Below are 25,422 nucleotides of genomic sequence, written 5' to 3'. Positions count from 1 at the left end.
GAAGTAAAAAGGGTTGATATGGAAATGGAACACGAAGGCGCGGCCAGCAAGTTAGAGTTTTGGTCACGGAAATCTTTACCTGTGATCATTCAATCGGAGGCTGCTGAGTGTGGTCTTGCGAGCCTTGCTATGGTTGCTGGATATCACGGTTACCATACTGACTTAACGCGTCTGAGACAGCGCTTTAGTATTTCAATCGAGGGCTGTACGCTGCTCGATATTATGCACTTTGCTGAAAAACTTCATTTAACCTCAAGACCACTTCGGATTGAACTTGAAGATCTTGATGCACTGCAAACTCCGGCTATTTTACATTGGAACATGAATCACTTTGTGGTACTGAAAAAGGCCAACGAAAAACGTATTGTGATCCATGATCCAGCCAGTGGTGAAAAAACCTATACGATGGAAGAGGCTTCTAAACACTTTACAGGAGTGGCACTGGAGCTGACTCCGACAAAGGAGTTCGAAAAGAAAGAGCAAAAAGCGAGTCTTAGATTTGCTGACTTCTGGAGCCGTATCACTGGCTTAAAACGTTCGTTACTGCTTATTTTTATGCTTTCTATTTTGCTGCAAGTGTTTACGCTTGCTGCACCATATTATATCCAATTGGTGATAGACGATGTCATACTAACCGGGGATACCTCATTACTTACTGTGCTTGCGGTTGGATTCTTTTTAGTACTATTGTTTGAGATAGCTACCAATGCACTGCGGGGCTTTACGTTACTGCATTTTGGCAATCAAATGAATATTCAGTTGGGAGCTAATCTCTTTCACCATTTAGTACGTCTACCCATTACCTATTTTGAAAAGCGCCATATGGGGGATGTTGTTTCACGGTTTGGCTCTCTTCAGCAAGTAAAGCAGCTACTTACAACAGGAGTAATCGAAGCCATCATTGACGGTTTAATGGCGATAATCACTCTAGCGATGATCTTCTTCTATAGCCCCATGCTATCTGCCGTCGTAGTTATCGCCGTTATTGCTTACGCGATTATCCGAATTGCTATGTATAAACCATTTCGCAATATCAGTGAGCAGGAAATTATGGCGCGCGCTGAAGAAAACTCCAACTTTATGGAAACGGTACGCGGAATTCAGACGATTAAATTGTTTGGTTCAGAGGTTAAGCGAGAAGGGCAGTGGCAAAATCGCTACGCTAGTGCGATTAACCACAATATCCGCTTGGGCAATTTTAAAATTGGTTATGACGCGATTAACCGAGCACTGTTTGGTGTTGAGAATATCATCGTCGTTTATTTAGCTGCACATCTCGTTATTGCTGGTGGATTTAGCACAGGGATGCTGTTTGCTTTTATGTCTTACAAGCGTCAATTTATGGATAAAACCGCTAACCTAATCGAGAAACTCATAGAGTTTAAAATGCTGGGTCTACATTTTGACCGCATTGCCGATATTGCTTTAACAGACAAAGAAGAGTTGCAACCTGATCAATATCGTAAACTGAATATTGAAGGCAAAATAGAGGTGAAGAATGTTTCCTTTGCGTATTCTGATGCAACACCAAATGTTATTGAAAAACTAAACTTAACAATCAAGGCGGGTGAGTCAGTAGCAATCACAGGGCCTTCCGGTTGTGGTAAGTCGACGTTACTTAAGTTAATGCTGGGGCTAAATAAACCATCCAGTGGTGAAGTTTTGGTGGATGGCATATCTCTTAGCCAAGTTGGTGCAAGACAGTATCGTCAGCAGATAGCTGCGGTGATGCAAGACGATGAGCTCCTATCCGGTACTGTGGCTGATAATATTGCCTTTTTTGATTCACCAATCAATATGGAAAAAGTGGTGCATTGTGCTCAATTAGCAGCTATCCATGATGATATTAGCGATATGCCAATGGGCTATGACAGCCTGATTGGTGATATGGGGTCGAGCTTATCCGGCGGTCAAAAGCAGCGGATCATCTTGGCGCGTGCTCTATATAAAGACCCTAAGATTCTGTTTATGGATGAAGCAACAAGCCACCTTGATACGGGGCTGGAAGAAGATATCAATGAAGCGGTATCGCGGTTGAAAATTACCCGTGTGATCATTGCGCACCGTAAAGAAACTATCGCCTCGGCTGACAGAGAAATTAAGCTCAAAAAGCCAGAAAAGATGGACTCGGAAATGGAAACGTCTGCGTCGGAATAGGCCGTGAGAGAAAGCTGGTACCAAGCTTGCTCCCGTTTTCTGAAGCTTAGTGTTCTTCAACCGTTTATCACGCTAGTTCACCATTTATCTGAGCATTCTTCCGTTTGTCGTTTGGTCTCCAATTGATGGTAGCAAGCCGTATGCTACTCACATCTGGAGGGCATAATGCAAAAACGAATCAACCACTATTTATTATCAACCATTCTCACCTTGTTAAGTTACTCAGCGAATGCAACGGTTGAGTTTGATACAACTTTGCGAATGAACATACAAGATCTTAGTGCCAGTAACGGTCAAATCTTTGATGAGAAAGACACGACTTCCTGGTTTACTGCTCTCGATGTTAGTTCAGAGTTTAATGGGATTAGAGTTGCGGCCACTGCAAACTGGATGAAAATAGCAGGGGGGTCTGAGCTCAATGTTGAAGTTTCTGAGGCTTACTACGATTTCACGTTAGGTGATTGGTTTGCGTCAGTCGGCAAGAAAAAATTGGATTGGGATGTTGGCTATGGTTTTCGGCCTCTAGACATGTTTTCTCCTACTGATTCTCTTGCAGTTTATACTGCTGTGCCACCTGGTGCGTGGATGGTAGTGGGAGACTATTTCACCGAAACTGGTAGCGTAAGCCTTGTGTGTAACGAAACTACTCCAGATTATCTAGAAAAAGGGGTGAAAGTGGCAGCAAGCGCTGGCTGTGGCGGGCGCTATTATCGATACTTCGAGAGTTTTGAAGCTCAGGCCGTTGCACATTATGATGAAAAGTTAGGCGTGAGAGTTGGCGGTAGTGCTGTTACTGTTATTGGGGATAGCATGGAAATTCATAGCTCATTACTTTGGCAGCAAAGGCATAGAATGCCGATTTTTGACCCGCGCATATTGCAATCAGACAGCTTTATTCCTTCAGTTCAAACACAATGGCAGCGTGGTAGTCTTCAAGCCCTGATGGGTATCAATTACAGTTTTCGTTTTGGGATGACTCTGATTGCTGAGTATTGGTACGATGGTCGCTCACCGAGTAATACGCAGTGGCGTGACTTAATTAGGGCTGCAGATGGTAATATAGAAAGTCATCAGTTACACGTAATGCGAGGGCATTTTGCGACCCAAAATTTGTTCAGAGATAACTTGCTGCTGCACCTGAGGACGTCATCGACAACTTGGCAACCTACATTAACTTGGGTTGTAAACCCTAGTGATAACAGTATGTTGATTGATGGTAAGCTATGCTATAGTGGCTTCAAAAATAGCCCACTATGTGGTGGTATTAGGCAGTATGTGGGTGGTAATGAATCCATCTATGAGCAGCTTAGCTTTGACAAGACATGGTACTTTTCTACGGAACTAAAATTTTAATATGGGTCAAACAGTGGACTCACCGTTTAGTGGTGATAATTGGAAGAAAAATGTTCAGTTGGCATTTGTATGTACACTAATCGGAATTACGATTTACGCAATAGGGTGGGCTAAGTACTCGGTAATCTCGGTGCTGATATCACTCGGGGTTGGTTTTACAATCCGATTATCAAGATTTTGGTTGGCTACAAATTACTCAAGCATGAAGTTGGCTACACAATATGCAGCCGCACTGATTTTATCATTTTTAGTCTGGGGCTTAACACCTATTCTATTAAGTGTACTAAAGAGCTCTGGTGGTTATGTTGATGACCTGCAGCAGTACTTAGGGATTTTTGTTGTTGGTGGTTTCATTATGGTTGTGGTTAGTTTCATTTACTATCGCAGTGAACAAACCGCGCAATTAAGACGCTCTCTATATCAGTTCGAACTAGATCAAGTACAAAAAGATAAGCTATTACTAGAAACCCAGCTTAGATTACTTCAATCTCAGATTGAGCCGCATTTTCTTTTTAACACACTTGCGAATATCCAAGCGTTGATTGCGGTTGACGCGAAGCAAGCGAGCAAAATGCTTTCAGCATTAACTGCTTTGTTGAGGCAGAGCCTTGACCGGACTCGTACGGAGTGGCTGACACTTGGGCATGAACTCAGATTTAATAAAGCTTACTTGGCCATACAAAAAATTAGACTAGGCGAACGTCTCCATATTGAGTACGATGTCACTGATAAAATCACAGATGACATTTTGTTTCCGCCGATGTTGTTACAACCGATCATGGAAAATGCAGTAACACACGGTATAGAGCAGATTAAATCAGGTGGTATGCTGAAGCTAATAATAAAGCGTGCCGAGCAGAATGTGATTATTATTGTGTCGAACGATTGCAATATCGGGGGCAGTAAAAGAAAGGGCACGAATGTTGGCCTGAAAAATGTGCAACAACGAATGGAACAGCTTTACGGGGACCAAGCAAAACTGGTTTATGACGATAGCCAAGCGGGACAGGTTTGCGTAACTTTGGAGGTACCTATTAATGTCTCAACTCATAAAAGCAGTGATCGCTGACGATGAGCCTATTTTAAGAGCTCATTTGAAAATGATGCTGAAAGAAGCGTGGCCAGAGCTGAATATTGTCGGTCAAGCTGCTGATGGTGAAGAAGCATTAACACTCGTTGGTGCTTTTTCACCTCAAGTTGTGTTTTTGGACATTAACATGCCTGGCATAGATGGATTAGAGGTCTCGCGGCAACTGTGCGAACAGGTACAGCCACCGTATGTCGTTTTTATTACGGCTTATGATGAGCACGCGGTGGTGGCTTTTGAAAACCAAGCCATTGATTATCTGTTAAAGCCCATCGAAGAGTCTCGCTTAGAACGGACTGTCGAGCGTCTACAAAAACTATTAAGTCAACAATCTCCCTATTTAAATCAAAAAGCTCAGCTCAGTGAGATTTTTGAAGAGTTGCTAGAATCCACTCAGTCAGCCGCGATAGGCAGTTACCTAAAATGGATCAAGGTCAACAAAAATAATGAACTCCATGTTGTTAATACCTCGGATATTGAGTATTTCATTGCTGATAATAAATACACAGAAGTTCACACTGCAACAGACACTTATTTGATCAAAACAGCAATTACAGCGCTGGAAAATGCGCTAAATCCAGAAATGTTTTGGCGTATTCATCGAAATTGTATTGTTAAAGTTGAAAATATTCAAAAAGTTACTAAAGATGAACTCGGTCATGTTTACGTAGATTTAAAAGATAGCAGCGAAAGGTTAGTAGTCAGCCGAAAGTATCAATCGCTTTTTAAGCAGATGTAATATCCCTTCAGGCGCTAAGAACTAAGATTTTTAGTATCTCGTATCTACACATGTGCTCCACTAATGGCTCTATTATAAAGACAACAAGTTAACTCATTCCTTGTTCACACCTTGGGTTAATTCAACGCTTAAACCACACGTCACTTTATCTTTGATATTTACCGTTTATCCCACTTAAGCGCAGGTTATCACCTCGTTTACCACTGAATGTTTGATTTTCTTATGATGCTTACACTAACAGAAAAATGAAGGGTAATAGTGATGACAAGCAAATCAATCATAACAATCGCAATAACAGCAATGGGCTTATTAAGCTTAAATGTCGAAGCTGAAAATATTATACCTGAGCAGGTAATCGAAGCCTACCAAGCGGGGCTACAAGGCTCGAAAGAACAAAATCAATTCGCTTTTAATGCACTAAAAGAAATTAACGAAAAAGCACCAAATCCAGTTGTTCTGGCGATGCTAGGTAGCACAGAGACAACACAAGCTCGTTATACCAACAAGCCATGGCAGAAAATGCAATATGCTGAAAAGGGGATGGCGAAATTGTCCAAAGCAATCAAGCAGGTTAAGTCTTTACCTTATTCATTGCAGGCACGAGTCAATGTAACTGCTGGTTGCACTTTTGCTCAGGTTCCAAAAATGATGAATCGCGCAGAGCATGGAAGTTACTTACTGAACAAAGTAATCAGTGAAAGTGAGCAGTTTAAACAGTTAGAGCCTGCTTTACAGGTTAGTGCGTACCGTTGTGCAGCAGCTGCAGCTGAGAAGTTGGATGATGCTGAGCAAGCAAAATTGATGGCGGAGCTGGCACAAAAGCTCCTGTTAGCTAGCACCAAATAACAATGAGGACGCTTCTATGCTGCGTTTTGAAAACATTCGAAAATCTTATACGACATGTGATGTAACTGTCGATGCACTTAAGGGGGTTTCTGCGCATATTCATGCTGGCGAAACCGTTTCTTTGTGCGGCCCGTCTGGTAGTGGCAAATCTACGCTACTCAATATCTGTGGATTACTTGATGAGCAGTATCAAGGAGATATATGGATTAATGATCATCCTATACCGAAGAAAAAAAGCTTGCTGACGCAGATTCGAAGAGAAAAGCTGGGCTTTATTTTTCAGCGCTACAACTTAATTCCTGTGATGTCAGTGCTCGAGAACATTGAATATCCGTTGTTGATGTTAAACCTTAATAAACAGCAAAGAATGGATAGGGTTGTCGAAATTGTTCATAAAGTTGGCTTGAAAGATCATATATCTAAACGTCCTGACCAGCTTTCTGGTGGTCAACAACAACGTGTCGCAATCGCACGAGCACTGGTGAAAAAGCCACAGTTAGTGATAGCTGACGAACCCACTGCTAATTTGGACACACCAACTGCAAACATGGTGATGGATCTAATGCGTGATCTAGGTAATGACATGGGCACGACATTTATCGTTGCTACTCATGATCACCGGATGACGGATCGCTGCCATCGAGTATTAAACCTTGCTGATGGGCACATCACAGAACAGTTGCAACAAGTAGACAACAGGAGAGCAGGGTAATGCGTTGGGTTGTATTTGCATTTTTTAACGTACTAAGAAACGGACGACGTTCACTGTTCACAATTTTGGTTGCTGCGGTAGCGGTGGCCGCTATTTTAACCACCAGTGGATTTGCGCTGTTTACTTACCAATCTTTGGCTGAGAAAGCAGCAAGAGATGAAGGTAACTTTATTATCACCCATAAAAAATTGCTGGAAGAAGAAGATATGCCGTTGCAGTACGGTTTGTCAGACACTGAGTTACTGCAAAATCAACTATTAGAAGATGAAAGGGTAAAGAATGTTCTACCTAGAATCAATTTTAATGGCCTGGTTTCAAATGGTGAAAAAAGTTCTATTTTCATTGGGTTGGGTGTTGAACCAGAAGAGTTCATGGTTAAAGGACCATTCTTAACCATGGTATCTGGTCAGGCTTTATCGAGTTTTAGTGACCTAGAAGCCGAGTCGCAAATTGTGCTAGGTAAAGACTTAGCTCGGAGTTTAAAAGTGGCTGTTGGTGATTATGTGACGCTAATGTCGACGACCACGGATGGCGCGTTAAATGCCTTAGACTTTCAAGTTCGAGGGATTTATACAACAGGTGTGCCGGACTTAGATAAGCGCCAGCTATACATTAAACTTAGTGACGCCCAATCTTTACTCTACACCGATAAGGTTAGCTCGCTTTCTGTTTACTTATTTGACTTGGATAATACTCGAAGTACTGTCGCGCAATACGAGCCAAGAGATCCATCTTTGGCCTTTGTCCCTTGGTGGGAAAGAGCTTTTTACTATCAATCAGTTAAAGATTTATATAACCGAATCTTTGGCCTATTGGGTGGAATTATGGTGTTACTGGTGTTCTTTTCCATCTCAAACACAATGGCGATGACTGTGACTGAGCGCACTAGGGAAATAGGGACGGTAGCAGCAATGGGATCTTACCAATGGGAAATCATCAGGAACTTCATTCTTGAGTCCAGCATCATTGGTTTCTTAGGCGCAACAATCGGCATTGCTATCTCGACCATTGTTGCTTGGGGTCTCGTTTATCTGGGGTTAGAAATGCCACCACCACCAGGAAGTAACCAAGGGTATCCACTTACTATTACGTTTTCATGGGAAATTGCGTTGAGTGTAATGTTAATAATGATTTTAGTTTGTGTATTAGCGGCATTCAAAGCGGCATACAAAGGTAGCGCGAAACCAATAACGGAGGCATTGAACCATGTTTAATAAACTTACCAAAACTTTACTACCTGCAGCGATATTAGCGTTTGCTTCATTTAGTGTTGGTGCTTCACAGCTTACTAAAGCAGATGCACAAGCTACATTATTAAAAGTAGATGCATTTAGAAGTGAGTCAGCGTCAGTGAAGGTGTCTGCCACCGTAAAAGCTTTTGATGACGATATCCTTAAGCATACAAAACAATACGATGTGTATTCATCGTCATCAAAACGTGCGTTGGTGGTTTTTAAATCTGACTCTGAAAAGGGCCAAAAGGTACTGATGAAAGGAAGCGACTACTGGATGTTTATGCCCAAAAGTCGCCGCCCAATTCGAATCACCCCGATGCAAAAACTGCTTGGTGAAGCATCATTAGGTGATATTGCAACTTTGAGTTGGAGTGAAGAGTATCAAGTTAAAAGCGTTGCACAAGTTGAAGGTGTTATTAAGCTTGAACTACAGGCTAATTCAACCAAACTAAGCTATCAAAATATCCTACTGGAAATTGATCAAAAAGATTATTTTCCTAAAAAAGCAGAACTTTATTTGCGCTCAGGTAAACATGCCAAAACGGCATTTTTTGAACGTGGGATCCGCGATGACAAAGTCAAAGTTGTAGCAATGACTTTACAAGACAAAGTGCAGAAAGGACAAAAAACCGTTATTGCATATGATGAAGTACAACAGATTGAAGTACCAGATAAATTATTTAATCCACAGATACTCATCCGTAGCGATTTAGACCTGTTACTTACCGAATAGGAGCAGGGTGTGGAACTGTCGTTAAAGAAAAACCAAATTGATATGTGGCAGACATCTGTCAGCCTATTTCAAAGTAACAATGCGATTGACGAGTTAACCGGATTGCTGACTGACGAGGATATTGCACACATTGAACTGATACGGAGATATTCTGAAAAGCAAGTAAAGATTGTGTCGAGAGCTTTTTTACGTGCTGTGCTAGCTAAGTATACTGGACAGTCTCCTAAGTCAATTCAATTTGCAAGAGGGTTACATGGTAAACCCAAATTGGCAAATGCAGATATGCAGTTTGAATTTAACCTTTCCCATAGCGATGACTTATTGGCCTGTGCCGTGAGTCTAGATCAACCTGTTGGGATTGATGTCGAGCGGATCAGGTACAAGCGAAACCTAAAGCATCTAGGCAAGTCGGTATTTTCGCCTTCTGAGCAATGTGAGTTTGAACAGTTATCGGAGCAGCACCAAGAGTTATACTTTTTTGATCGCTGGACATTAAAAGAGTCGTTGATTAAAGCGACAGGCAAAGGCTTAACGACCAAATTAAGCAAAGTATCATTTGGTAAACGTGATGCAATTGCCAGCTTCAGTGTCAGTGGTCAGCAGTTGGTGGAAGTATCAGGGGAGTATGCTAGCTGGTTGTGGCCTATTTCAACAGAGCATCGTCTTGCGGTTACTATGCTCGCTCGAGCGAGCATAGCAGAACCTGTGACTTTTAGAAGTTTTAACTTTTTGCCCAAGCGTGTCGCTGCGTCTGCAGCGGCGTAGACATAAAGTAATTTTATTATAAAAGCCCGCGTATGTTACCTAGGTTCAAGCGACATTTGGCGCCAAACTCAAAGTTAGGTGTACACACGCAGAAGAAATGGAGTATATATGAAGGTAATTAGTGATAACGCTTTAGTTATGAACTCAACTGAAAAAGTCGCGTCGTTCAAGCATGATACCTCCGTTGAGAGTATTAGAACTGACAGAAAGGAAAAACTGGCGGGGGCATTTCGCTTATTTGGTAAATATGGGTTCGATGAGGGAGTTGCGGGACACATTACCGTTCGTGATCCGAAATACCTTGATCACTTCTGGGTAAACCCGTTAGGAAAAAGTTTTAATCAAATTCAGGTTTCTGATTTGTTACTGGTGAATCATCAAGGCAAAGTTGTGGAAGGGGAAGGATTACTCAATGGCGCGGCGTTTACGATTCACGCGCATATACATCAAGCACGCAAGGATGTCATCGCTGCTGCTCATGCCCACTCTACTTACGGTAAAGCTTTTTCTTGCCTCGGAAGGGAATTACTACCAACTACTCAAGACGCATGTGCATTTTTCAATGACCATAGTCTCTTAAAGCAGTTTGGAGGAGTAGTTCTTGATAAATCGGAGGGGGAATTAATTGTACAGGCTTTGGGGCGAAATAAAGCCATAATCTTGCAAAACCATGGCTTGCTGACTGTTGGGCGAAGTGTCGAGTCAGCGTGTTGGTGGTATATAGCAATGGAGCGTGCTTGCCAAACTCAGCTGTTAGTTGAAGCGATAGGAAAACCTAAGTTAATTCCAGACCATGTGGCGAAAGAAACTCATAAACACATAGGGCGTGAGCGTACTGGTTGGTTTAACTTCCTTTCACTTTATGAGCACATAGTTAAAGAGCAAGCCGACTTATTGAGATAGGCCAATAATTGGTTTCTCTCGTTTTGATTGCATGTTTTGTGGTGCCCAACCAGGGATGAGAGCATCAAATCCGTTGCAGATAGGGGAATTCGTCGATTGACTTTATGGTTTACACTTTTGATAGCAGCTTGGTATTACCCCAAACACTTTTATGGTAAAAAATAGCTTATCGTTGGCTACAACGTTTCGCAGTTTTGAATCATTTGTTGCTTAAAAATTCTAATTTGCACACTAATCAGCTTAGCTATGTGGTCTATTTTTCGGTGAGGAAATTTTAGCGATATCACAGCTATTGCATAAGGTATCTACATCTTTTCATGCAAGGCAAAAATTTCGTTACTTAGCTGTTCTAAATCAAGAGCTTTTAGCATCGTTAGCGTCAAGTATTGGCGCTAACAGCGTTGAGTTCACTTTCTTTATATCACACTATTGATGCGTAAATTCGTTTTGTTATCCCTAAAACACTCTAGCTAGATCTAGGCTAGGGATTATTTAAGGTGTATTTCAAAACATGAGTTAGCTCATTCTTTATCTAAACTTCAGGTTGGTTTCGTAATGGCTGTTGTTACATAGCATGGTACTTTCAGTATTTGCTCTGTAACAACAGCTTAACTGATCTTATTAAACGTAAGTTGTGAAGATTAGTAGAGATAAAAGTTAGCTTCTATTTCATTGGAAATTCAAAAACCACCATGAATATCTGAAATGGGTTTGTACAGATCTAAGGATGTCAGAAATTACTTGTTTTTGATGGCTGTAAAATTATTTCGATCTCTGAAAGCAGCTCATAAAAGTGCTCTCCTTCCATCAATTTCACATGGTTACCTTTACTTACAAAGTCAAAGTGATGGTATTGAGCTAGAAATCATACCGTGTAACTCAAAATACCCAATAAGAACCTGCTGAATTTCTGAGTGAATATTTATAACTTATTGTTTTTGATGCTTAATTAAATTGGAAGATTTATGAAAGCTTTCCCAAAAGACTTTTGTGCTCAAGTTATCAAAAATGGCTCCATCGACAGCGAGGCGGGAAAATATTAACTCACCTTGTTCAACAAAATTTATGAATTACAAATTTTAAATAAGGATGCATGGGCTATGTTTTTCACGAAAGTAACTACCAGATTAAAGAGCACACTTCTTATCAGCGCAACAGTAATGTCGTTGGCTCCTCAAGCAAACCAAACATCATTAACTAAAGAGCAAATCTTGAACGAGCAACTTCGTGAGCAAAATATGGCCATGGAATATAAAGCACAGCTTCAAGAAGACCTCTCAAAATATGAAACTCAAGAATCATGTAATCCTCATCCAAGATGCAAGATAAGACCAGCTACATCAGTGGAAGATAGCGTTGGCAACAACTACGACTTAAACCGAATTCTCAATAATCGTAATAACTAATAACGATAAATAATCAAAGCTAAGGAAAAAACAATGAAAGCACTAGTCATTGGTGGAACATCTGCGATTGGACAGGGGATCATTAATAAGTTGGCGGAAAACGGATATGAAGTTCTTTTTACTTACAACAGTAATGAAGACAAGGCAAAGCTAGTTGCTGAGTTCAATTCTGAGTTAATTAAATACTGTAGGTTAAATCTTGCCGATAGCGCTGCGGTCACAGAATTCATCTGCACGATGAAGCAAGACATCGGCCCGAATGTACTCGTTAACGTCGCGGGCATCACCAATGACTCTCTGTCCTTTGGTGATATCAATGAAAACTTGACCAAGGTACACACAGTGAACTTTCTATCTCCAGCAACTATTGCAGCAAAAGCGGCAGAAGTGATGATGGAAAAGCGCAGCGGCCATATTGTGAATATCAGCTCTGTAGCGGCAAAGACTCCAAAAACAGGTAATGGCGCATATGGTAGCGCGAAGACGGCACTTGAGCGTTTCACTGCATCACTATCTGTAGAAGTAGCAAGATTCAAAGTAAGAACCATCAATATTGCACCAGCCTTTGTGAACACGCCGATGTTTACTCAGTTCGCAAACGGTAAAGAGCGAGAAGTTATCAGAACCTTACCACTAAGAGAAATTTTAGAAGTTGATGATGTAGCAAATGCTGTATTGGCATTTGTAACTGGAAACATCAAAACCACGGGGGTGACTTTGCCACTAACCAATGGCGCACCTGTTCTCTAAAAATAAATATTAACAATTAAATCAATAATATTATTAAGGATACAAAAATGAACCAAACAGAAATCGCAACAATCGCAGCAAACATTCTTTATCTAGATGACGTCAGTGAAATTGAATTTGATCGTTCATTGTTTGGCGATTATTCAATGTCTTCTCTTGATTACGTTGACTTCGCTTTTGAATTAAAAGGCGAATCTGGAAAGGAATTTGATCCAGACGAATTATGGCCAATCAACACCATGATGGATAACCCAGAATACTACCAAGGTGGCCAATGGACTGAACAAGGCCGTGAGGAACTAAACAAGGTATTCGCTGGTTTCACCGAAGTAGAAGGTGGCAATCCATCACCTGAGTCTTTGTACAACTTATTCAGTGTTAACTTCATTCAGCATCGCATTAATGCACTTTAATGAGGTGATTTTATGTCTGCAGTTTATGTAAAAGCAGCAGGTATTCAAACTGAACATTTTGACCAGTTAGCAGCTCTGGACGCGATAGTAAACCGCGGCCAGGAGCGCGTCGAAAGTGCAGAGAGAAATATCTATAAGCCATTGAATAGAAAGCTATCTAAAGGTGAAGTTGCTGTCATCGCGCGTGAAGACCGCTCAATACTAAACGACCTGTCGACGCTAATTTTAAACTCGATTGGTGACTTGCTCGAGTACACCTCGCAGGACAAGCTTAACGATGCTGAGCAAACCCCACTCTATGCGGGTACAGATGGCGTGTCTGAGTACAACTTTGCTGCGTTGTATAAGATTATCGAGAAGCATGGTGGAGTAGAAGGCGCGCTAAAAAATCTTGGCGAGCTTAGCAAAATGAGTAACCCAATCAATATGATGCGCTTTTTATCAACCAACCCGTTGTATCACGCATCGAAGCGATTGAAGCTACGAGGAGGTGGTTACCCGATACGCGGGATGTCGCTATCGGGACTGCAAGCACTGGAGGATGCGTTCTCAGATATCAAGCACGACAGACAGGCTCAAGGTGTGGTCGTGGGAGCTGGAAGTATGCGTAACTTCGATACTCTACTGGTGTTTGACAAACTAGGTTTGCTGAGTAAAGACGAAAAAGAAAGTGAAATTGAACCTTCTTTTGGTGCGGCAACCCTGTATCTAAGTAACGACCAAACAGATGCATATGCGGAGGTTTTGGCAGTAGAAAGTCGCTACAGTCCATCTCCTTTCCCTAGCCCCAAAGCTTGGCATGCCTTGATGAAGTCTGTGAAAGTTAAAGGGTTGAATGTGGATGTAATTGTGACTTATTGCAACGGCGTAAAAACCAACAATGAAAACGAACTTGCTGCAATTGGTGATACTTTCCCTGAAGTAACCCAAAAAAATTATAAGTCGGTTTTTGGTTACACCAGCAAGGCTAACAACATTTTGGATCTTTCAGCTGTTCTGGTTGATGAGAGTATCCCTGAAGGTGCAACTGTATTAATTAACGGTGCTGGCTTTAGTGTTGGGATTGGTTTAATTGTCATCAAAAAACTAAAAAACATAAAAGTATCATAAAGAAAGGGTATGAAAATGAGTCAGCAGGATAACGTTTGTATCAGCGCATATGGCGCCATAACCCCGCTTGGCCAGACACTGGATGAGATTAGCCATAGTTTACAAAACGGAATAACGGGGATCCGTGAAGTTAAAAAGTTTGATACTTCGACGTTTAAAACAAAGTGGGCTGGATTACCAGAATATGGTAACGAGACAATTCACTGGCCAAAAAAGCCTGGTCAGTCAAATCGTCCAGGAGAGTTAATCTATGCAGAAAAGGCCGTTAAGCAGCTAGCTTCAGAATTTAACCCATTAGAGAAGTACAGCCCAGATCGTATTGGTTGTGTCATAGGCGTTGATGAACCTGGTGTTGATCCAGAACGCACAACACACTTTACAGAAAAACTAGGTCCAGAAAAGAGTAAAAAGCGTGACGAATATATCCCTGAAGGCACTGAATTTTATCGAATTTCAGAGATGATGGACCTCGATGTTACTTCAGTACTTAAAGTGATTCACAAGCACATACCATTTAGTGGTTACACGCGTTGTCATGTGGGACTTTGTTCTGCCTCATTACAAGCGTTGGGGATGGCTCGGCAAGCAATCTTAGATGGAAAAGCTGATGCGATGATCGTTGGTGGTGTTTCCGCGAAAGTCACCCCGTTTAACCTCGCCCAGTTAGAAGCTGTAGGTGCTGTGTGTACAGATCCTCTGCTAGAAGGGGCTGCGCGTTGTCGCCCATTTGATGTCAGACGCTCAGGTTTTATGCCAGCAGAAGGTTCAATTCTATTTATCTTAGAGCGGGAAGATGCAATTGAGTCGAGAGAAGGTACTAAGTACTGCCGTCTAAAGGGTTATGGGGCAAGCTTAGCTTCACAGCACGTTGTTGCGCCGCACACAGAAGGCCGAGAAATGCAGCTATGTATGGAGCGTGCTCTTGCTGAGTCACAGTTGCCACTTGACTCTTTCAGCTTCATCAATGCTCATGGAACGTCAACCAAATTAAACGATTACCATGAAACTCAGGTGTTAGAGGGGATTTTTGGCGAAGGAAAAGTGCCACCAGTGACCTCCACTAAGTCCTTGCATGGGCATTTAATTGCATCAGCTGGTGCAATGGAGGTGTTAGGTGTGATGGCATCATTCCGCGATGGCTTTATTCCAGCAGTTGCCAACCTTGAGCAGCAAGACCCTACGATTAAAGTGTCGATAGTAAAAGAAACCATACATCAGCCAATCATTAACGTGCTGAAGAACTCTTTCGGCATGGGCGGACTGGCTGCATCAATGGTATTACAGAACCCTTCTGTCTAGTAACAGTGGAGATTTAGGCAATGCGCTTCATTGACTTTTTACATCCAACGGCAAGTTGGGTCGCTCGATATAAAAATGAAAAGGTAGATGCTGAGTACGTATCTAATCTACTAGCAACCGTAGGCATGGGTCCTTTGGGTGAGTTAGACAGGGAAAAGTTACATGTTTTTTGCGTATTTAGCCCTGTTCAGGCGTTGTTATCATACTTTGTCGGTTCGTATTTAGGCTTAACCTGTGCAGTGGTTTCTCCGCGCAGCTTGAATAAGCTACTTAATGGATTCGACAACAGAAAGTTGGGCACCATTATTACGCCACTGGGTCGAAAAACTCCAGCGCTACCCGAAGGTACTGAATCCTTATCTTTAAACTTTACAACGCCAAAACTGGTGGGGGGGGCGCTGAATCCAACAATACAAAAAGCACGATTTATTTTTTGCACCTCTGGCTCTACGGGTAAAGCAAAACGAGTTGTGCATTGTGAAAGTAGTTTGATCAACAACGCGAAGATTGTAAGTGAATACTTGCACCTTAGAGAAGATGATATTTCTTATTGTGTTTTTCCAATGCAATACATGTATGGGCTTTCGACTTCCCTCTGTGCACTACATAGCAATAGCGTTATCGAATATGGCGAATTTGTCAGTCCGTCTTTGGTTGCCAGTTACGTTAAAAATAACCCTGTGACGGTATTGCCAATTTTAGGGGAGTGGAGCCAAGAGCTGAGTCAGGTTTGGAAGCAGGGCTTTTCGCCAGAGCGGCTGATCATACTGAATGCTTCAGACCGCCTCTTACAGTCGCAAGCTGAAGAAGTAATGCCCTGGGCAACAGAGTTTTGGAATAACCTTGGGCAAACAGAATCCGCACCTAGAATTTTCGCGCTGGAGTTAACGCAATTTCCTAATTTAGCCGCCGTTTGTCATAACAACACTGTGTCTGTGGGTTATCCCGTTGACGCGGCAATAGAGGTCAAGTTAGTAAACAAAAGTCCTGTTACAGGTATCGGAAATCTTTTTTATAAGACGCCTTTCAAAATGCTGGGGTATTTGCAGGATGATGGCTCTATGCAGTCGACGGATATCTTTTCGGACAGTGGCGATTTGTTTACACAAGATAGCGCAGGGCGGTGGCATTGGATAACACGAAGTAGCCACACCATTAAAGTGAATGGCGAGCTTGTGCCTTTGACATCGGTTACGAATCAAATACTTAACTATAAGCAAGTTTCTGGTGTCGGGTATATCACAAATAAAAAAGGCGAACTGTGCACCTATATTGAATCTTCTTGTATTGATGACGCGCTGCGCATTGAGTTGAGCTCATTGCTGGCTAGCACGCTCAGAGGAAAGCGCTCAAAAGTCGCGCTAGTTCCTAAGTTGCCGAGAACGGAAAATGGCAAATTAGATCTTTCTGAGTTACGCCAAAGTAATTTGGAAAATATGATTATTAATCAATAGGTTATTTAAATGAACGACGTAACTAAAGCAGTAGAATTGCAACATACCGCTTTTGATAGAAAGCGTATCCAAGCAATTGTAAAAAAATATTGGGCGATGAACTTACCTGATGAAAAAGTCCCACGCATCTCGGACTATGAGTCATTCGTGGCTAATGTGCCAGAAATGGGAAAGGAAAAATACATAGAGCTTTCAGAAAAGGCTTTTGAAAATCACAAAGATGCACCTTTGATCATCGGTGGTTCTAGCGGGACATCAGGTCAAAGCAAATTAGTCGTAGAGAAAACCAGTACGCCAGGCTCAAGACCAAGTGAAGAGGATATTCAACTGATCACAGAACTTCGAATGGCAGGAGTCATGGGGCCAGGGGATGTTGCAGCAAACCTCTTCATGGTAGGTATGTATTCAATTTTGCACCACGGATTTAATCGCATTATAGAAGCGTGTTACGCATCAATTTTGCCGCTTGGTATATTGAGCCCTGACCAAACTGAGTCACAGTTAAAGTTCATGAAGCAATATAAAGTCAATGTTCTTACCGGTACGCCAGGGACGCTTATCCAAGTTGCTCATGCTGTTAAAGAAACGGGTGTGCAATTGAGCATTGAACGCATTCTATACACTGGAGAGCGATTAGGAGAGGCAAAAGCCAAAGTACTAAGAGAGGTCTTCCCTGGAGTGCGCATTATCGGCTTTTATGGCTTATCAGAATGTGGATTTATGGCAATAGAAGAAGGTGATGAGCGTTACAAAGTCAGACAACATGCTTACTTCCTAGAAATCAATCAAGCAGGACGGCTACTTGTTACCTGTCTGAATGAGGAGACACCTGTACCTTTCTTGCGTTTTGATACCGGGGATGCAGTATCGCTTACAGCTCGAGGAGAACAGGTCATTATGGCGGGTATTGACCGCTCTGATACGAGTTTCAATTTTGTCGGTAATCTAGTTGATGTCAAGACGCTACGAAGTATTGCAGCAAGCACTATTTGTGAGCCGGATATAATAATTGAGGTGTTATTAGATACTAATAACGCGGGTCAGGATCTGCTGACGATTCGAGTATTACATGACCAGTTAGATGCTCAGCAATGCCAGAAAATCGAATATGCTTTGCTGGGTTATGAAGAAATAAAAGAAGCAATCGATAAGCGTACCGGAGTGGTTAACGTTCGTTTTGATAAACCTGAAACGGCAAGTCTGACAGGGCGCAATAAGCACAGACAGATATTAGATGCGAGAGCGTAAGCCATGAATAGTCAATTTCTAGATATTTGCCGGATTGAACAAGTTGAAAATGGGGTGGCTCAGGGTCGATTAGTACTCAGTAACTATTGCGGAACTTTGGCTGTGGATCCATTGTTTTTAGCACTGGAAGGTATCCATCAAGCAGCAGTCAGAGTGGGAAAAAAGGTGATTGAAGGTGCCAGTAGCCGTGAAATTCGCGTTTTACCAGTAAACATTAACCAATTTCAGCAGCTTGGTGAGTTTGTTTTGCAGGACTACCAATTTAGTTGTGAAGCTGCACCGTTTGGGCCATCCGCACGAGTCAAAATATCTGTTTATGAGGCACCAGACAAACCCGTGGTTGCAGAGTCCCAAATCACAGTGGCCAAAATTTAGCGAGGATAAAATTATGCATAACAATCAAATGTTGTTTACTAACATCCGTTGGCAATCTGACTTTGTGTTTGAGTTTATTTTAGATGCAAATCACTACCTCTTTGCAGAGCATTTTCCTGGTTTTCCAGTTGTGCCAGCATCCTTAATCATGGAAATGGTCTATACACAGTTAGCTAAAAAGCTCAAAAAAGAAGGGTGTAAACTTTTGATAAATAACGCTAAATTTTTAAGCCCAATGTTGCCAGCACCAAACTATCGTTGTGAGCTGAAAAATAAGTCAGGTGCGACTTACATGTTCACCATTTCGGATAGTACAGGTAAAGCTTACAACAAAGGGATTATTTCTTTAATCACTGATTCGGAGGTGGAATATGCTGCGTAAGATTCTTTTAGGGGTTGGTCCATGGGTCGTATTCAGTTTGGTACTACGGTTTGGCACGATGGAGCTTATCAATGTTGCGTGGATCGTATTTTTCGTTCTCCACACTTATTTTGGCCGTCATTATCTCAAAGCAGGCAACCCTTTATCTTGGGTTTCATCACTATTGTTTTTGATTTTGTTTGCTAATGGTATTTTTGGTTGGTCTTACTGGGCACTTCAGTATGGCGCGCAAATCTGTTACGGCGTTTTTGCCATTACGGCATTAGTGACCGTAATGGTGAACAAACCATTTACGTTAACGCACTCAAAGCTTGTCACGCCACAAGAATTCTGGGGGCATCCAATCTTCTTGAAAACAAACCAGCATGTGTCACTGTTCTGGGCCGCTAGCTTTGCATTGAATGGCGTAGTGATGATGTTTGAAGTTTACTATCCGTGGGCATCGCTAATCACAACCTACTTAGTGCTGACATCCGCTATCGTTTTTAGTGATCTTTACCCAATTCGTGTACGAGAAAAGGCGATGGCAATGCGAGCTAAAATGGAAGCAGAAGCGCAACAACAGGCAAAAATGAAAGCATCGGCGCAATCAGTCGCATAAAAAGTAGAGAGAATAAAATGATGAACAAACAAGTATTAATGCTGGCTCGCGGTGAGTATGAAAGCTTTCTAAAGCTAGATGGCTCTACCATATTCGACAATCTGCCTTGCCAGGGGGTGATTCTTGCGGACCGAGGTAACGCTAAAACTTATCCAAAGCTAACGGACAAATTTAAAGTAGAAGTTGTTCGTTGGTCTGAAGAAGAAAAGCTTAAAGAGCAGGTCGTTGCACTACATAAAGAGTATCAATTCACCGCGGTAGCAACCTTGGATGAGTCTAATGTTGGCCTAGCAGCTGAGCTGCGTGAGCTACTGGGAATTGAAGGGCTGCAGCATGAGCAAGGTCTTTGGTTTAGAGACAAAGTCACGATGAAGCAACGCTTGAAAAATACCACCGTGAAGTATCCGCAATTTGCTTGCTGCACTGACATTGAGCAAATAAGAACCATGCTATCTACATTCGGTAAGTTGGTGATAAAGCCTAAAGATGGTTTTGGTAGCAAAGAGGTTATATTTGTTTCTATACCACAAGAGCTGGAGGTATGGATTGAAAAAAACCAACAGCATCTAGGACACTTTGAGGCGGAAGAGTTTATTGAGGGGCAGCTATACCATATCAACGCCATGATAGTGAATGGTGAAACAAAATTAACAGCCCCTGCTGCTTATTTACCAGGTATGAGCAACATTGACTTTACGGCGGGCACTCCATTTATCAGTGTAATTGAAGAAGATACCGAGCTAAAACAAAGGCTGATTGCATTCTCTGATGAAGTAAATAGAGCGTTTGAAATCAAAAATGGCATTACGCATCTGGAATGCTTTGTGTCGCCTAACGGCGAACTCACTTTCTGTGAAATCGGTCTACGACCAGGTGGTGGAGGTATCGTCTGGATGATTGAGTTGCAATACGGTGTGAATTATGCCGAGGCTGTTTTGGCTATCGAAGCGGGCTGCACGGAGGTTTTGCCTTCGATTAATGAACATAATCCAGCTGTATCTGGATTGATAGGAATTCGCTCGAATATTTCGGGATTTGTTAAAGAGTGTTTGCCATTGGGTGCAATGACCGACTCTCGAATCAAGCTCAAGCAATCTTTTGTAAAGCCAGGCGCTTTTAAAGCGGCTTCGACTCATTGCACTGACTTCTTAAGCCTGTTTATTTTTGACTCTGAGAATACTGAGTCATTCCACGGAATGTGGCGCGATATTCAGCAGAAGTACCAACAAAATTTATCATTTACCACTATTTAAGAATCAACAGAAATAAGGAAAAAACCATGAACACTATCAACTTAAGTAACTGTGAGCACACTATGGAGCTTCTTAACGTAAATATGCAAGAAAGCTCTCTCGAGGAAGTGGATGCGTCAGAATCTACGCTTAATCAAGTGAACTTCAGTGAGTCGAAACTTGAAAAGGTGAAGTTTGATAAATCTGAATTTGACGGCGTCTCTTGTCAAGAAGCAAATATGGTATCAATTAACTTATTTAATACTACTCTGACCCGCAGCAACTTACACAACTTGAAAATTTCAAGCTGTAACTATGAAGGTATGACAATTGAGGGTATTGAAGTCTTCAAATTGTTGCAAGCATATCAAAAGCAAAACTCTGCTGCGTAAACAATCATGAATGTTCTCATCGTAGGTTGTGGTGGGATAGGTGGTTACTTCGGTGCTAGGCTGGTAGAAGCTGGCACCGAGGTTACTTTCCTTACTCGTGCTAATACTGCGGCTAAGTTACGCAGTGGTGGGTTACACCTAAAAAGCGCCAGAGGAGATGTTAACACGCCAGTTAACGTGGTAACTGCTGATGAGCTCAATCAAAGTTATGATCTGGTTTTACTTACTTGTAAATCTTACGATCTAGAGCAGTGTTTACAACATTGCGCAGCGGCGATTAACGTATCTACGTTTATATTGCCTATGCTTAATGGCTTTGGTCACTATGCAAAAATACAAGCTGCTTTTCCAGATGCCAAGTTGTTATATGGTTATTGTAATATCAGCGCTGCACGGCATGTAGATGGTTACATTCAACATTATAACTCCATCCATGAGATGACACTGGGTGTCGCTGACGGTAGTGAACTTAGTGACAGGTTAGATGTAATAATTGCTCAGCTAAAGACCGCTCACTTTAATTTACGAGTGAGTAAGCATATTAAGCTAGAGATGTGGGAAAAGTTTGTCTTTATAAACGCACTAGCTGGAGTGACCTGTTTATTGAGAGGCACTGTTGGTGAGATTTTGCAAACTCGAAATGGTCAGTCTGTAGCAATGCAAATTTTAGAAGAGTGTCAGCAAGTAGCTAAAGCGTATGGTTATGCAGTTCGTCCAAGGGCAAACAAGATGACGAGAGATGCATTTGCTCAGGCAAACTCTCCGTTATCGGCATCAATGCTTAAAGATATTCAAAATCACTCTACCATTGAGTTAAATCTGATCGCTGAATTGTGTGATTTTGCAGAGAAAAAATCAATTTCTATACCTTTTATGCAAGCGGTGTACAGCCACTTACAAGTGTACCAGAACAAATTGAAGGAATGTTAGCCATGAATAATGAAGCGAGCAGTTATAAAGCTGCAATAGAGCAGGTAGGTAGAATTAAGTCATTTTACCAGTTTGCTCTGAAAGGGTTAGTACTGTGTGTATTGTTGGTGCTACTTAATGCAGTTATCAATCATGAATATATGTGGAGCCTTTGGGTTCTTGCTGGTTGGTCGATATTGTTCGTACTACGCTGGATTAGCTGTTTTGGCTTCTCCTCTTTTTTTGACCGAGATTGGGAGAAAAAACAGATAGATAAACGGCTTTCAAAGATGAATAAGTGAGGTGCTTGGTGTACGTAGCTCCGATATTATTTAGCTTCAATTAGCTCTATAATATCGGTACTACCTAAGGTGTATCGATCAAAAATACAGGTTGAATCACTACAATTTATGCGTTTTGGGTTGCTCTTAAGTTCTAAGGTTTTAACAAGGTGGTAACTTGGAGCGTTTTGCCATATTTTTAGCTCTGTATCATGAATTAACAATATATAATCTGATGTGACTGCCCATCGTCCTGAAGAGTAGGTTTCAAATTCTTCAATAAGCAGCTTCTTCTCCCTTGTGTATGGATTATAGCGCCAAAGTCCTGGCTTCCTAAACTGAGTAAGATAAATATCATTTTTAAAAAAGTGCCCCGTATAGCCAGATACGCCAAGTAGTTCTTTCTGATCTGTATCCAACTTGAGTGATTCCAGATACCAGCTTTCGTTGACTTCTTTGCTAAACAGAACCTTATTGATGTCTTTTGAGTACGTAAAGTTCTCAAGGTTAGGGAGGTCTTCTTTTAATATCGTAATTTCATTTGTTTGTTTGTCGATTCTGAATAATTTGCCAGGGGTCGTTGCGAGAATGCAGTCACCTGCATCAGCCAGAGTGCTTATATGCTCGAGTTCAGGAGAGTCTGAAACCAGAACGTTCGTCTTTCCTGTACTATGCCATATCCCATTTCGATTTGAGCGATTGCTTATATAATAGAAACTACCATCGTCTTGAGGTGCTGTAGGAGTGTGCTCGTAGTAATCTATTTTGTCTCGTTCTTCCAAAGCCAATGTGTTTAAATCAAGATAAGACAGTTCTGAGAGGAATAGATTGCCTTTACTCATGATGACAGAGTCACCGATCGCTTCTGCCATATAAAGTTGAAATGGTAATTCATCAAGTGCCGAAAACTTTTGCTTGGCAATAGAGTAAGAAAGTAATTTACCATCTTTAGTGAAAATAAGTTCATCGTCAGATCGCCAACTAATTTTGTCGATTAAAAAGGGCTTTGAAAATAGTTTTCTTGTTTCGCCTGTTTGGATATTCATTACCCAAATGCTAGAACGTTCCCAGAATAAGTCTCTGACAAACGCAATGTAATTACCATTTGGGCTAATTGCTGTGCCATAATCACCTCTCCCTGTTGTAGGAGGGGAGGTAAAGTTCCTGATCAGACCTGTGGTAAGATCATGTTTGACGATTACGAATGGACTGGAGAGTTGATCACCTTTTGCGTAGAAAAGTGAGTTACCGTCTTTAGCAAACGTCACTGACATGAGGTAGCCCCCTTCAGCACATGAATCGAGGAGCTTCTTCTCCTCCATAATCAGTTCATTTCCTGCCACACGTGTGATAAACAGTTGGCATTGTTTGCCCTGGTGCTCGACAAAAGCGAAAGACAAGCCATCTCTAGAAAATGCAAAAGACGTTAAACGCTGGTTGTTTCCCAACTCAACAAGTTGTTTCTCACCTGTGGATAGCTGTTTGACCATCAAGGTATATTGAGATTCTTGCTCATTTAAATACACCAATAGACTTTTATCCGGCGAGATAGCAAAATCATATTCAATTCCGCGATCAAAAGTTAACGTCTTTTGTGAAAAGCTTGGAGTAACAAAATTCGCTGAAAAGCTTGGAGCCAAAAACAGCACGGCGGTAAATGCTGTGATTAAACTAATGCTAATCAGCTGCTTTTTATGGTTTAGCAATTGTAATAAAGAGGAGTTCTTCTGTTCTGATGAGATGGCTTTGGGTTGCGCAAGCCCTTGCGCCTTATTGTTCTCAGGGTGTGGTTTTAGCTTGGAAGCACTTCCTGTCTCTAGTTGTTTCTCAGCATATTGCTGGGTGGTATATCTACTCACCTGTTCAAAGGCATTAAAACGATAGCCTTTTTTGGGGACGGTAGAAATGTACTTAAGATTGGGGTCACCGCAGTTAATCAGCTTCCTAAGTTCAGAAATAACAGACGCGATAGTGTTTGTATCACGATATTGAGTACCCCATACTTCCATCAATAAAGTATCATAATCTACAGTTTGCCCGTTAGCCTCCAGCAACGCTTTCAAGCATGCATTGTGGCGAGCAGCTAAGCGGAATATTTCTCCGGTTTTCAGTATTAGCTCATTATTAGAAGCCACGAAAGTCCAATGAGGGGTGCTGTATATGTGCATGACTACGTCTAAATCCCCGCTACCCAATCCTGATTTAACTATTTATAATATTTGTGCGTTAAACTCAACGGCATGTTGTGATGGATGTTAGTATCGATATTGGTTACGTCAATGTCAATATATTGGTTGAAAATTCAGTGAAGGTTAATATTAAGGTGACTTTATTTGGGTTTTTTTTAACAATAACGTGGTTGTGTGATGCTGTTTTTATTTTGGGTTATTTCATTAGTGAGTTTATCTTAACTTACTTATTCTTATTATCTTTTTTATTTTTTCACTGCTGATTTAGATTGTTCCGAAAAATAAAATGGAACATATTAGCTTCTGCAGTGAAATCTGTCGATTTTTCACGCGGTGAGCTGTCAGGAAACAGATTTAAAGGCATTTGTGGATTAGCCAAATTGATGCAAGACGATGAGCTCCTATCCGGTACTGTGGCTGATAATATTGCCTTTTTTGATTCACCAATCAATATGGAAAAAGTAGTGCATTGTGCTCAATTAGCAGCTATCCATGATGATATTAGCGATATGCCAATGGGCTATGACAGCCTGATTGGTGATATGGGGTCGAGCTTATCCGGTGGTCAAAAGCAGCGGATCATCTTGGCGCGTGCTCTGTATAAAGACCCTAAGATTCTGTTTATGGATGAAGCAACAAGCCACCTTGATACGGGGCTGGAAGAAGATATCAATGAAGCGGTATCGCGGTTGAAAATTACCCGTGTGATCATTGCGCACCGTAAAGAAACTATCGCCTCGGCTGACAGAGAAATTAAGCTCAAAAAGCCGATGCATAGTGAGGGTGAGGAGCAAACGTCAACATCTGATTCAGAATAAATAAAGCGAGCACAGAGCTCGCTTGATATGTAT

The 25,422-nt window shown here is 41.6% G+C and carries 25 protein-coding genes and 1 pseudogene; 25 read left to right on the top strand and 1 reads right to left on the bottom strand.

Translation table 11 applies throughout. The annotated features are described in order from the left end of the window. Nucleotides 1-18 precede the first annotated feature (18 nt). The 24 genes from QSH61_RS18655 (at nucleotide 19) to QSH61_RS18540 (ending at nucleotide 22,403) form a co-directional block, all read left to right on the top strand. Nucleotides 19-2,157: a peptidase domain-containing ABC transporter gene (locus QSH61_RS18655; protein ID WP_206473566.1), complete on the top strand. Its 2,139-nt coding sequence runs from the start codon at nucleotides 19-21 to the stop codon at nucleotides 2,155-2,157. A gap of 165 nt (nucleotides 2,158-2,322) precedes the next feature. Further along, nucleotides 2,323-3,510 (top strand): hypothetical protein, encoded by a 1,188-nt coding sequence (locus tag QSH61_RS18650; protein ID WP_174170145.1) that lies wholly within the window; start codon nucleotides 2,323-2,325, stop codon nucleotides 3,508-3,510. A 181-nt stretch (nucleotides 3,511-3,691) separates the two neighbouring features. Then, nucleotides 3,692-4,579, top strand: a complete 888-nt coding sequence (locus tag QSH61_RS18645; protein WP_248298751.1) for a sensor histidine kinase — start codon at nucleotides 3,692-3,694, stop codon at nucleotides 4,577-4,579. Next, entirely contained in the window at nucleotides 4,548-5,336 is a 789-nt protein-coding gene (locus tag QSH61_RS18640) for a LytR/AlgR family response regulator transcription factor (protein WP_010607018.1), read from the top strand. Before QSH61_RS18645 ends, QSH61_RS18640 begins: the two co-directional genes overlap by 32 nt. A 261-nt stretch (nucleotides 5,337-5,597) precedes the next feature. Further along, nucleotides 5,598-6,182 (top strand): hypothetical protein, encoded by a 585-nt coding sequence (locus QSH61_RS18635; RefSeq protein WP_010607017.1) that lies wholly within the window; start codon nucleotides 5,598-5,600, stop codon nucleotides 6,180-6,182. A gap of 16 nt (nucleotides 6,183-6,198) precedes the next feature. Further along, nucleotides 6,199-6,894, top strand: coding sequence for an ABC transporter ATP-binding protein (locus QSH61_RS18630; RefSeq protein ID WP_010607016.1), 696 nt, complete (start codon nucleotides 6,199-6,201; stop codon nucleotides 6,892-6,894). After that, nucleotides 6,894-8,108, top strand: coding sequence for an ABC transporter permease (locus QSH61_RS18625; protein WP_010607015.1), 1,215 nt, complete (start codon nucleotides 6,894-6,896; stop codon nucleotides 8,106-8,108). The genes QSH61_RS18630 and QSH61_RS18625 overlap by 1 nt, the downstream gene beginning before the upstream one ends. Then, nucleotides 8,101-8,862, top strand: a complete 762-nt coding sequence (locus QSH61_RS18620; RefSeq protein WP_010607014.1) for an outer membrane lipoprotein-sorting protein — start codon at nucleotides 8,101-8,103, stop codon at nucleotides 8,860-8,862. The genes QSH61_RS18625 and QSH61_RS18620 overlap by 8 nt, the downstream gene beginning before the upstream one ends. Nucleotides 8,863-8,871: 9 nt before the next feature. Continuing rightward, nucleotides 8,872-9,627 carry a 4'-phosphopantetheinyl transferase family protein gene (locus QSH61_RS18615; protein WP_010607013.1) on the top strand — a complete coding sequence of 252 codons (756 nt, stop codon included), beginning with the start codon at nucleotides 8,872-8,874 and terminating at the stop codon, nucleotides 9,625-9,627. Between the two features lie 108 nt (nucleotides 9,628-9,735). Beyond that, complete coding sequence (locus tag QSH61_RS18610) at nucleotides 9,736-10,530, top strand: class II aldolase/adducin family protein (protein WP_010607012.1); 795 nt, start codon at nucleotides 9,736-9,738, stop codon at nucleotides 10,528-10,530. 1,100 nt (nucleotides 10,531-11,630) lie between these two features. Further along, nucleotides 11,631-11,936: a hypothetical protein gene (locus QSH61_RS18605; protein WP_174170149.1), complete on the top strand. Its 306-nt coding sequence runs from the start codon at nucleotides 11,631-11,633 to the stop codon at nucleotides 11,934-11,936. A gap of 33 nt (nucleotides 11,937-11,969) precedes the next feature. Then, complete coding sequence (locus QSH61_RS18600; RefSeq protein WP_010607010.1) at nucleotides 11,970-12,686, top strand: SDR family NAD(P)-dependent oxidoreductase; 717 nt, start codon at nucleotides 11,970-11,972, stop codon at nucleotides 12,684-12,686. 47 nt (nucleotides 12,687-12,733) lie between these two features. Further along, nucleotides 12,734-13,099, top strand: coding sequence for an acyl carrier protein (locus tag QSH61_RS18595; RefSeq protein WP_010607009.1), 366 nt, complete (start codon nucleotides 12,734-12,736; stop codon nucleotides 13,097-13,099). A 12-nt stretch (nucleotides 13,100-13,111) separates the two neighbouring features. Beyond that, on the top strand, nucleotides 13,112-14,209 hold the full coding sequence (locus QSH61_RS18590; RefSeq protein ID WP_174170150.1) for a beta-ketoacyl synthase: 1,098 nt from the start codon (nucleotides 13,112-13,114) through the stop codon (nucleotides 14,207-14,209). Nucleotides 14,210-14,218: 9 nt separating this feature from the next. Beyond that, nucleotides 14,219-15,508 carry a beta-ketoacyl-[acyl-carrier-protein] synthase family protein gene (locus tag QSH61_RS18585; protein WP_039841423.1) on the top strand — a complete coding sequence of 430 codons (1,290 nt, stop codon included), beginning with the start codon at nucleotides 14,219-14,221 and terminating at the stop codon, nucleotides 15,506-15,508. 20 nt (nucleotides 15,509-15,528) lie between these two features. Continuing rightward, a complete protein-coding gene (locus QSH61_RS18580; protein ID WP_206473565.1) occupies nucleotides 15,529-16,962 on the top strand; it encodes an AMP-binding protein in 1,434 nt (477 codons plus the stop codon). Nucleotides 16,963-16,971: 9 nt separating this feature from the next. Further along, complete coding sequence (locus QSH61_RS18575) at nucleotides 16,972-18,210, top strand: AMP-binding protein (protein ID WP_206473564.1); 1,239 nt, start codon at nucleotides 16,972-16,974, stop codon at nucleotides 18,208-18,210. A gap of 3 nt (nucleotides 18,211-18,213) precedes the next feature. Next, on the top strand, nucleotides 18,214-18,585 hold the full coding sequence (locus QSH61_RS18570; protein WP_010607004.1) for a hypothetical protein: 372 nt from the start codon (nucleotides 18,214-18,216) through the stop codon (nucleotides 18,583-18,585). A 13-nt stretch (nucleotides 18,586-18,598) separates the two neighbouring features. Continuing rightward, entirely contained in the window at nucleotides 18,599-18,967 is a 369-nt protein-coding gene (locus QSH61_RS18565) for an ApeI family dehydratase (RefSeq protein WP_174170153.1), read from the top strand. Beyond that, a complete protein-coding gene (locus QSH61_RS18560) occupies nucleotides 18,957-19,568 on the top strand; it encodes an amine oxidase (protein ID WP_206473562.1) in 612 nt (203 codons plus the stop codon). Before QSH61_RS18565 ends, QSH61_RS18560 begins: the two co-directional genes overlap by 11 nt. A gap of 17 nt (nucleotides 19,569-19,585) precedes the next feature. Then, entirely contained in the window at nucleotides 19,586-20,821 is a 1,236-nt protein-coding gene (locus tag QSH61_RS18555; protein WP_227386661.1) for an ATP-grasp domain-containing protein, read from the top strand. A gap of 26 nt (nucleotides 20,822-20,847) precedes the next feature. Then, the gene (locus QSH61_RS18550; protein ID WP_010607000.1) at nucleotides 20,848-21,192 is read left to right on the top strand and encodes a pentapeptide repeat-containing protein; all 345 of its coding nucleotides are present in this window, start codon (nucleotides 20,848-20,850) and stop codon (nucleotides 21,190-21,192) included. 6 nt (nucleotides 21,193-21,198) lie between these two features. After that, nucleotides 21,199-22,122 (top strand): ketopantoate reductase family protein, encoded by a 924-nt coding sequence (locus tag QSH61_RS18545; protein WP_206473560.1) that lies wholly within the window; start codon nucleotides 21,199-21,201, stop codon nucleotides 22,120-22,122. Between the two features lie 2 nt (nucleotides 22,123-22,124). Then, complete coding sequence (locus QSH61_RS18540) at nucleotides 22,125-22,403, top strand: 2TM domain-containing protein (protein ID WP_010606998.1); 279 nt, start codon at nucleotides 22,125-22,127, stop codon at nucleotides 22,401-22,403. Between the two features lie 26 nt (nucleotides 22,404-22,429). Here the strand turns inward: QSH61_RS18540 and QSH61_RS18535 are convergent, their stop codons facing one another. Beyond that, a complete protein-coding gene (locus QSH61_RS18535) occupies nucleotides 22,430-24,517 on the bottom strand; it encodes a winged helix-turn-helix domain-containing protein (RefSeq protein WP_029215891.1) in 2,088 nt (695 codons plus the stop codon). A 425-nt stretch (nucleotides 24,518-24,942) separates the two neighbouring features. On the opposite strand from QSH61_RS18535, the pseudogene QSH61_RS18530 reads away from it, so the two are divergent. Next, nucleotides 24,943-25,389, top strand: a pseudogene (locus QSH61_RS18530) (ATP-binding cassette domain-containing protein); the annotation flags it as partial. Between the last annotated feature and the right edge of the window lie 33 nt (nucleotides 25,390-25,422).

This window comes from Pseudoalteromonas sp. JC3 (assembly GCF_030291895.1).
Taxonomy (GTDB): Bacteria; Pseudomonadota; Gammaproteobacteria; order Enterobacterales; family Alteromonadaceae; genus Pseudoalteromonas.
Note: the sequence above shows the minus strand (reverse complement) of the source record. Positions and strands in the feature narration are given on the sequence as shown.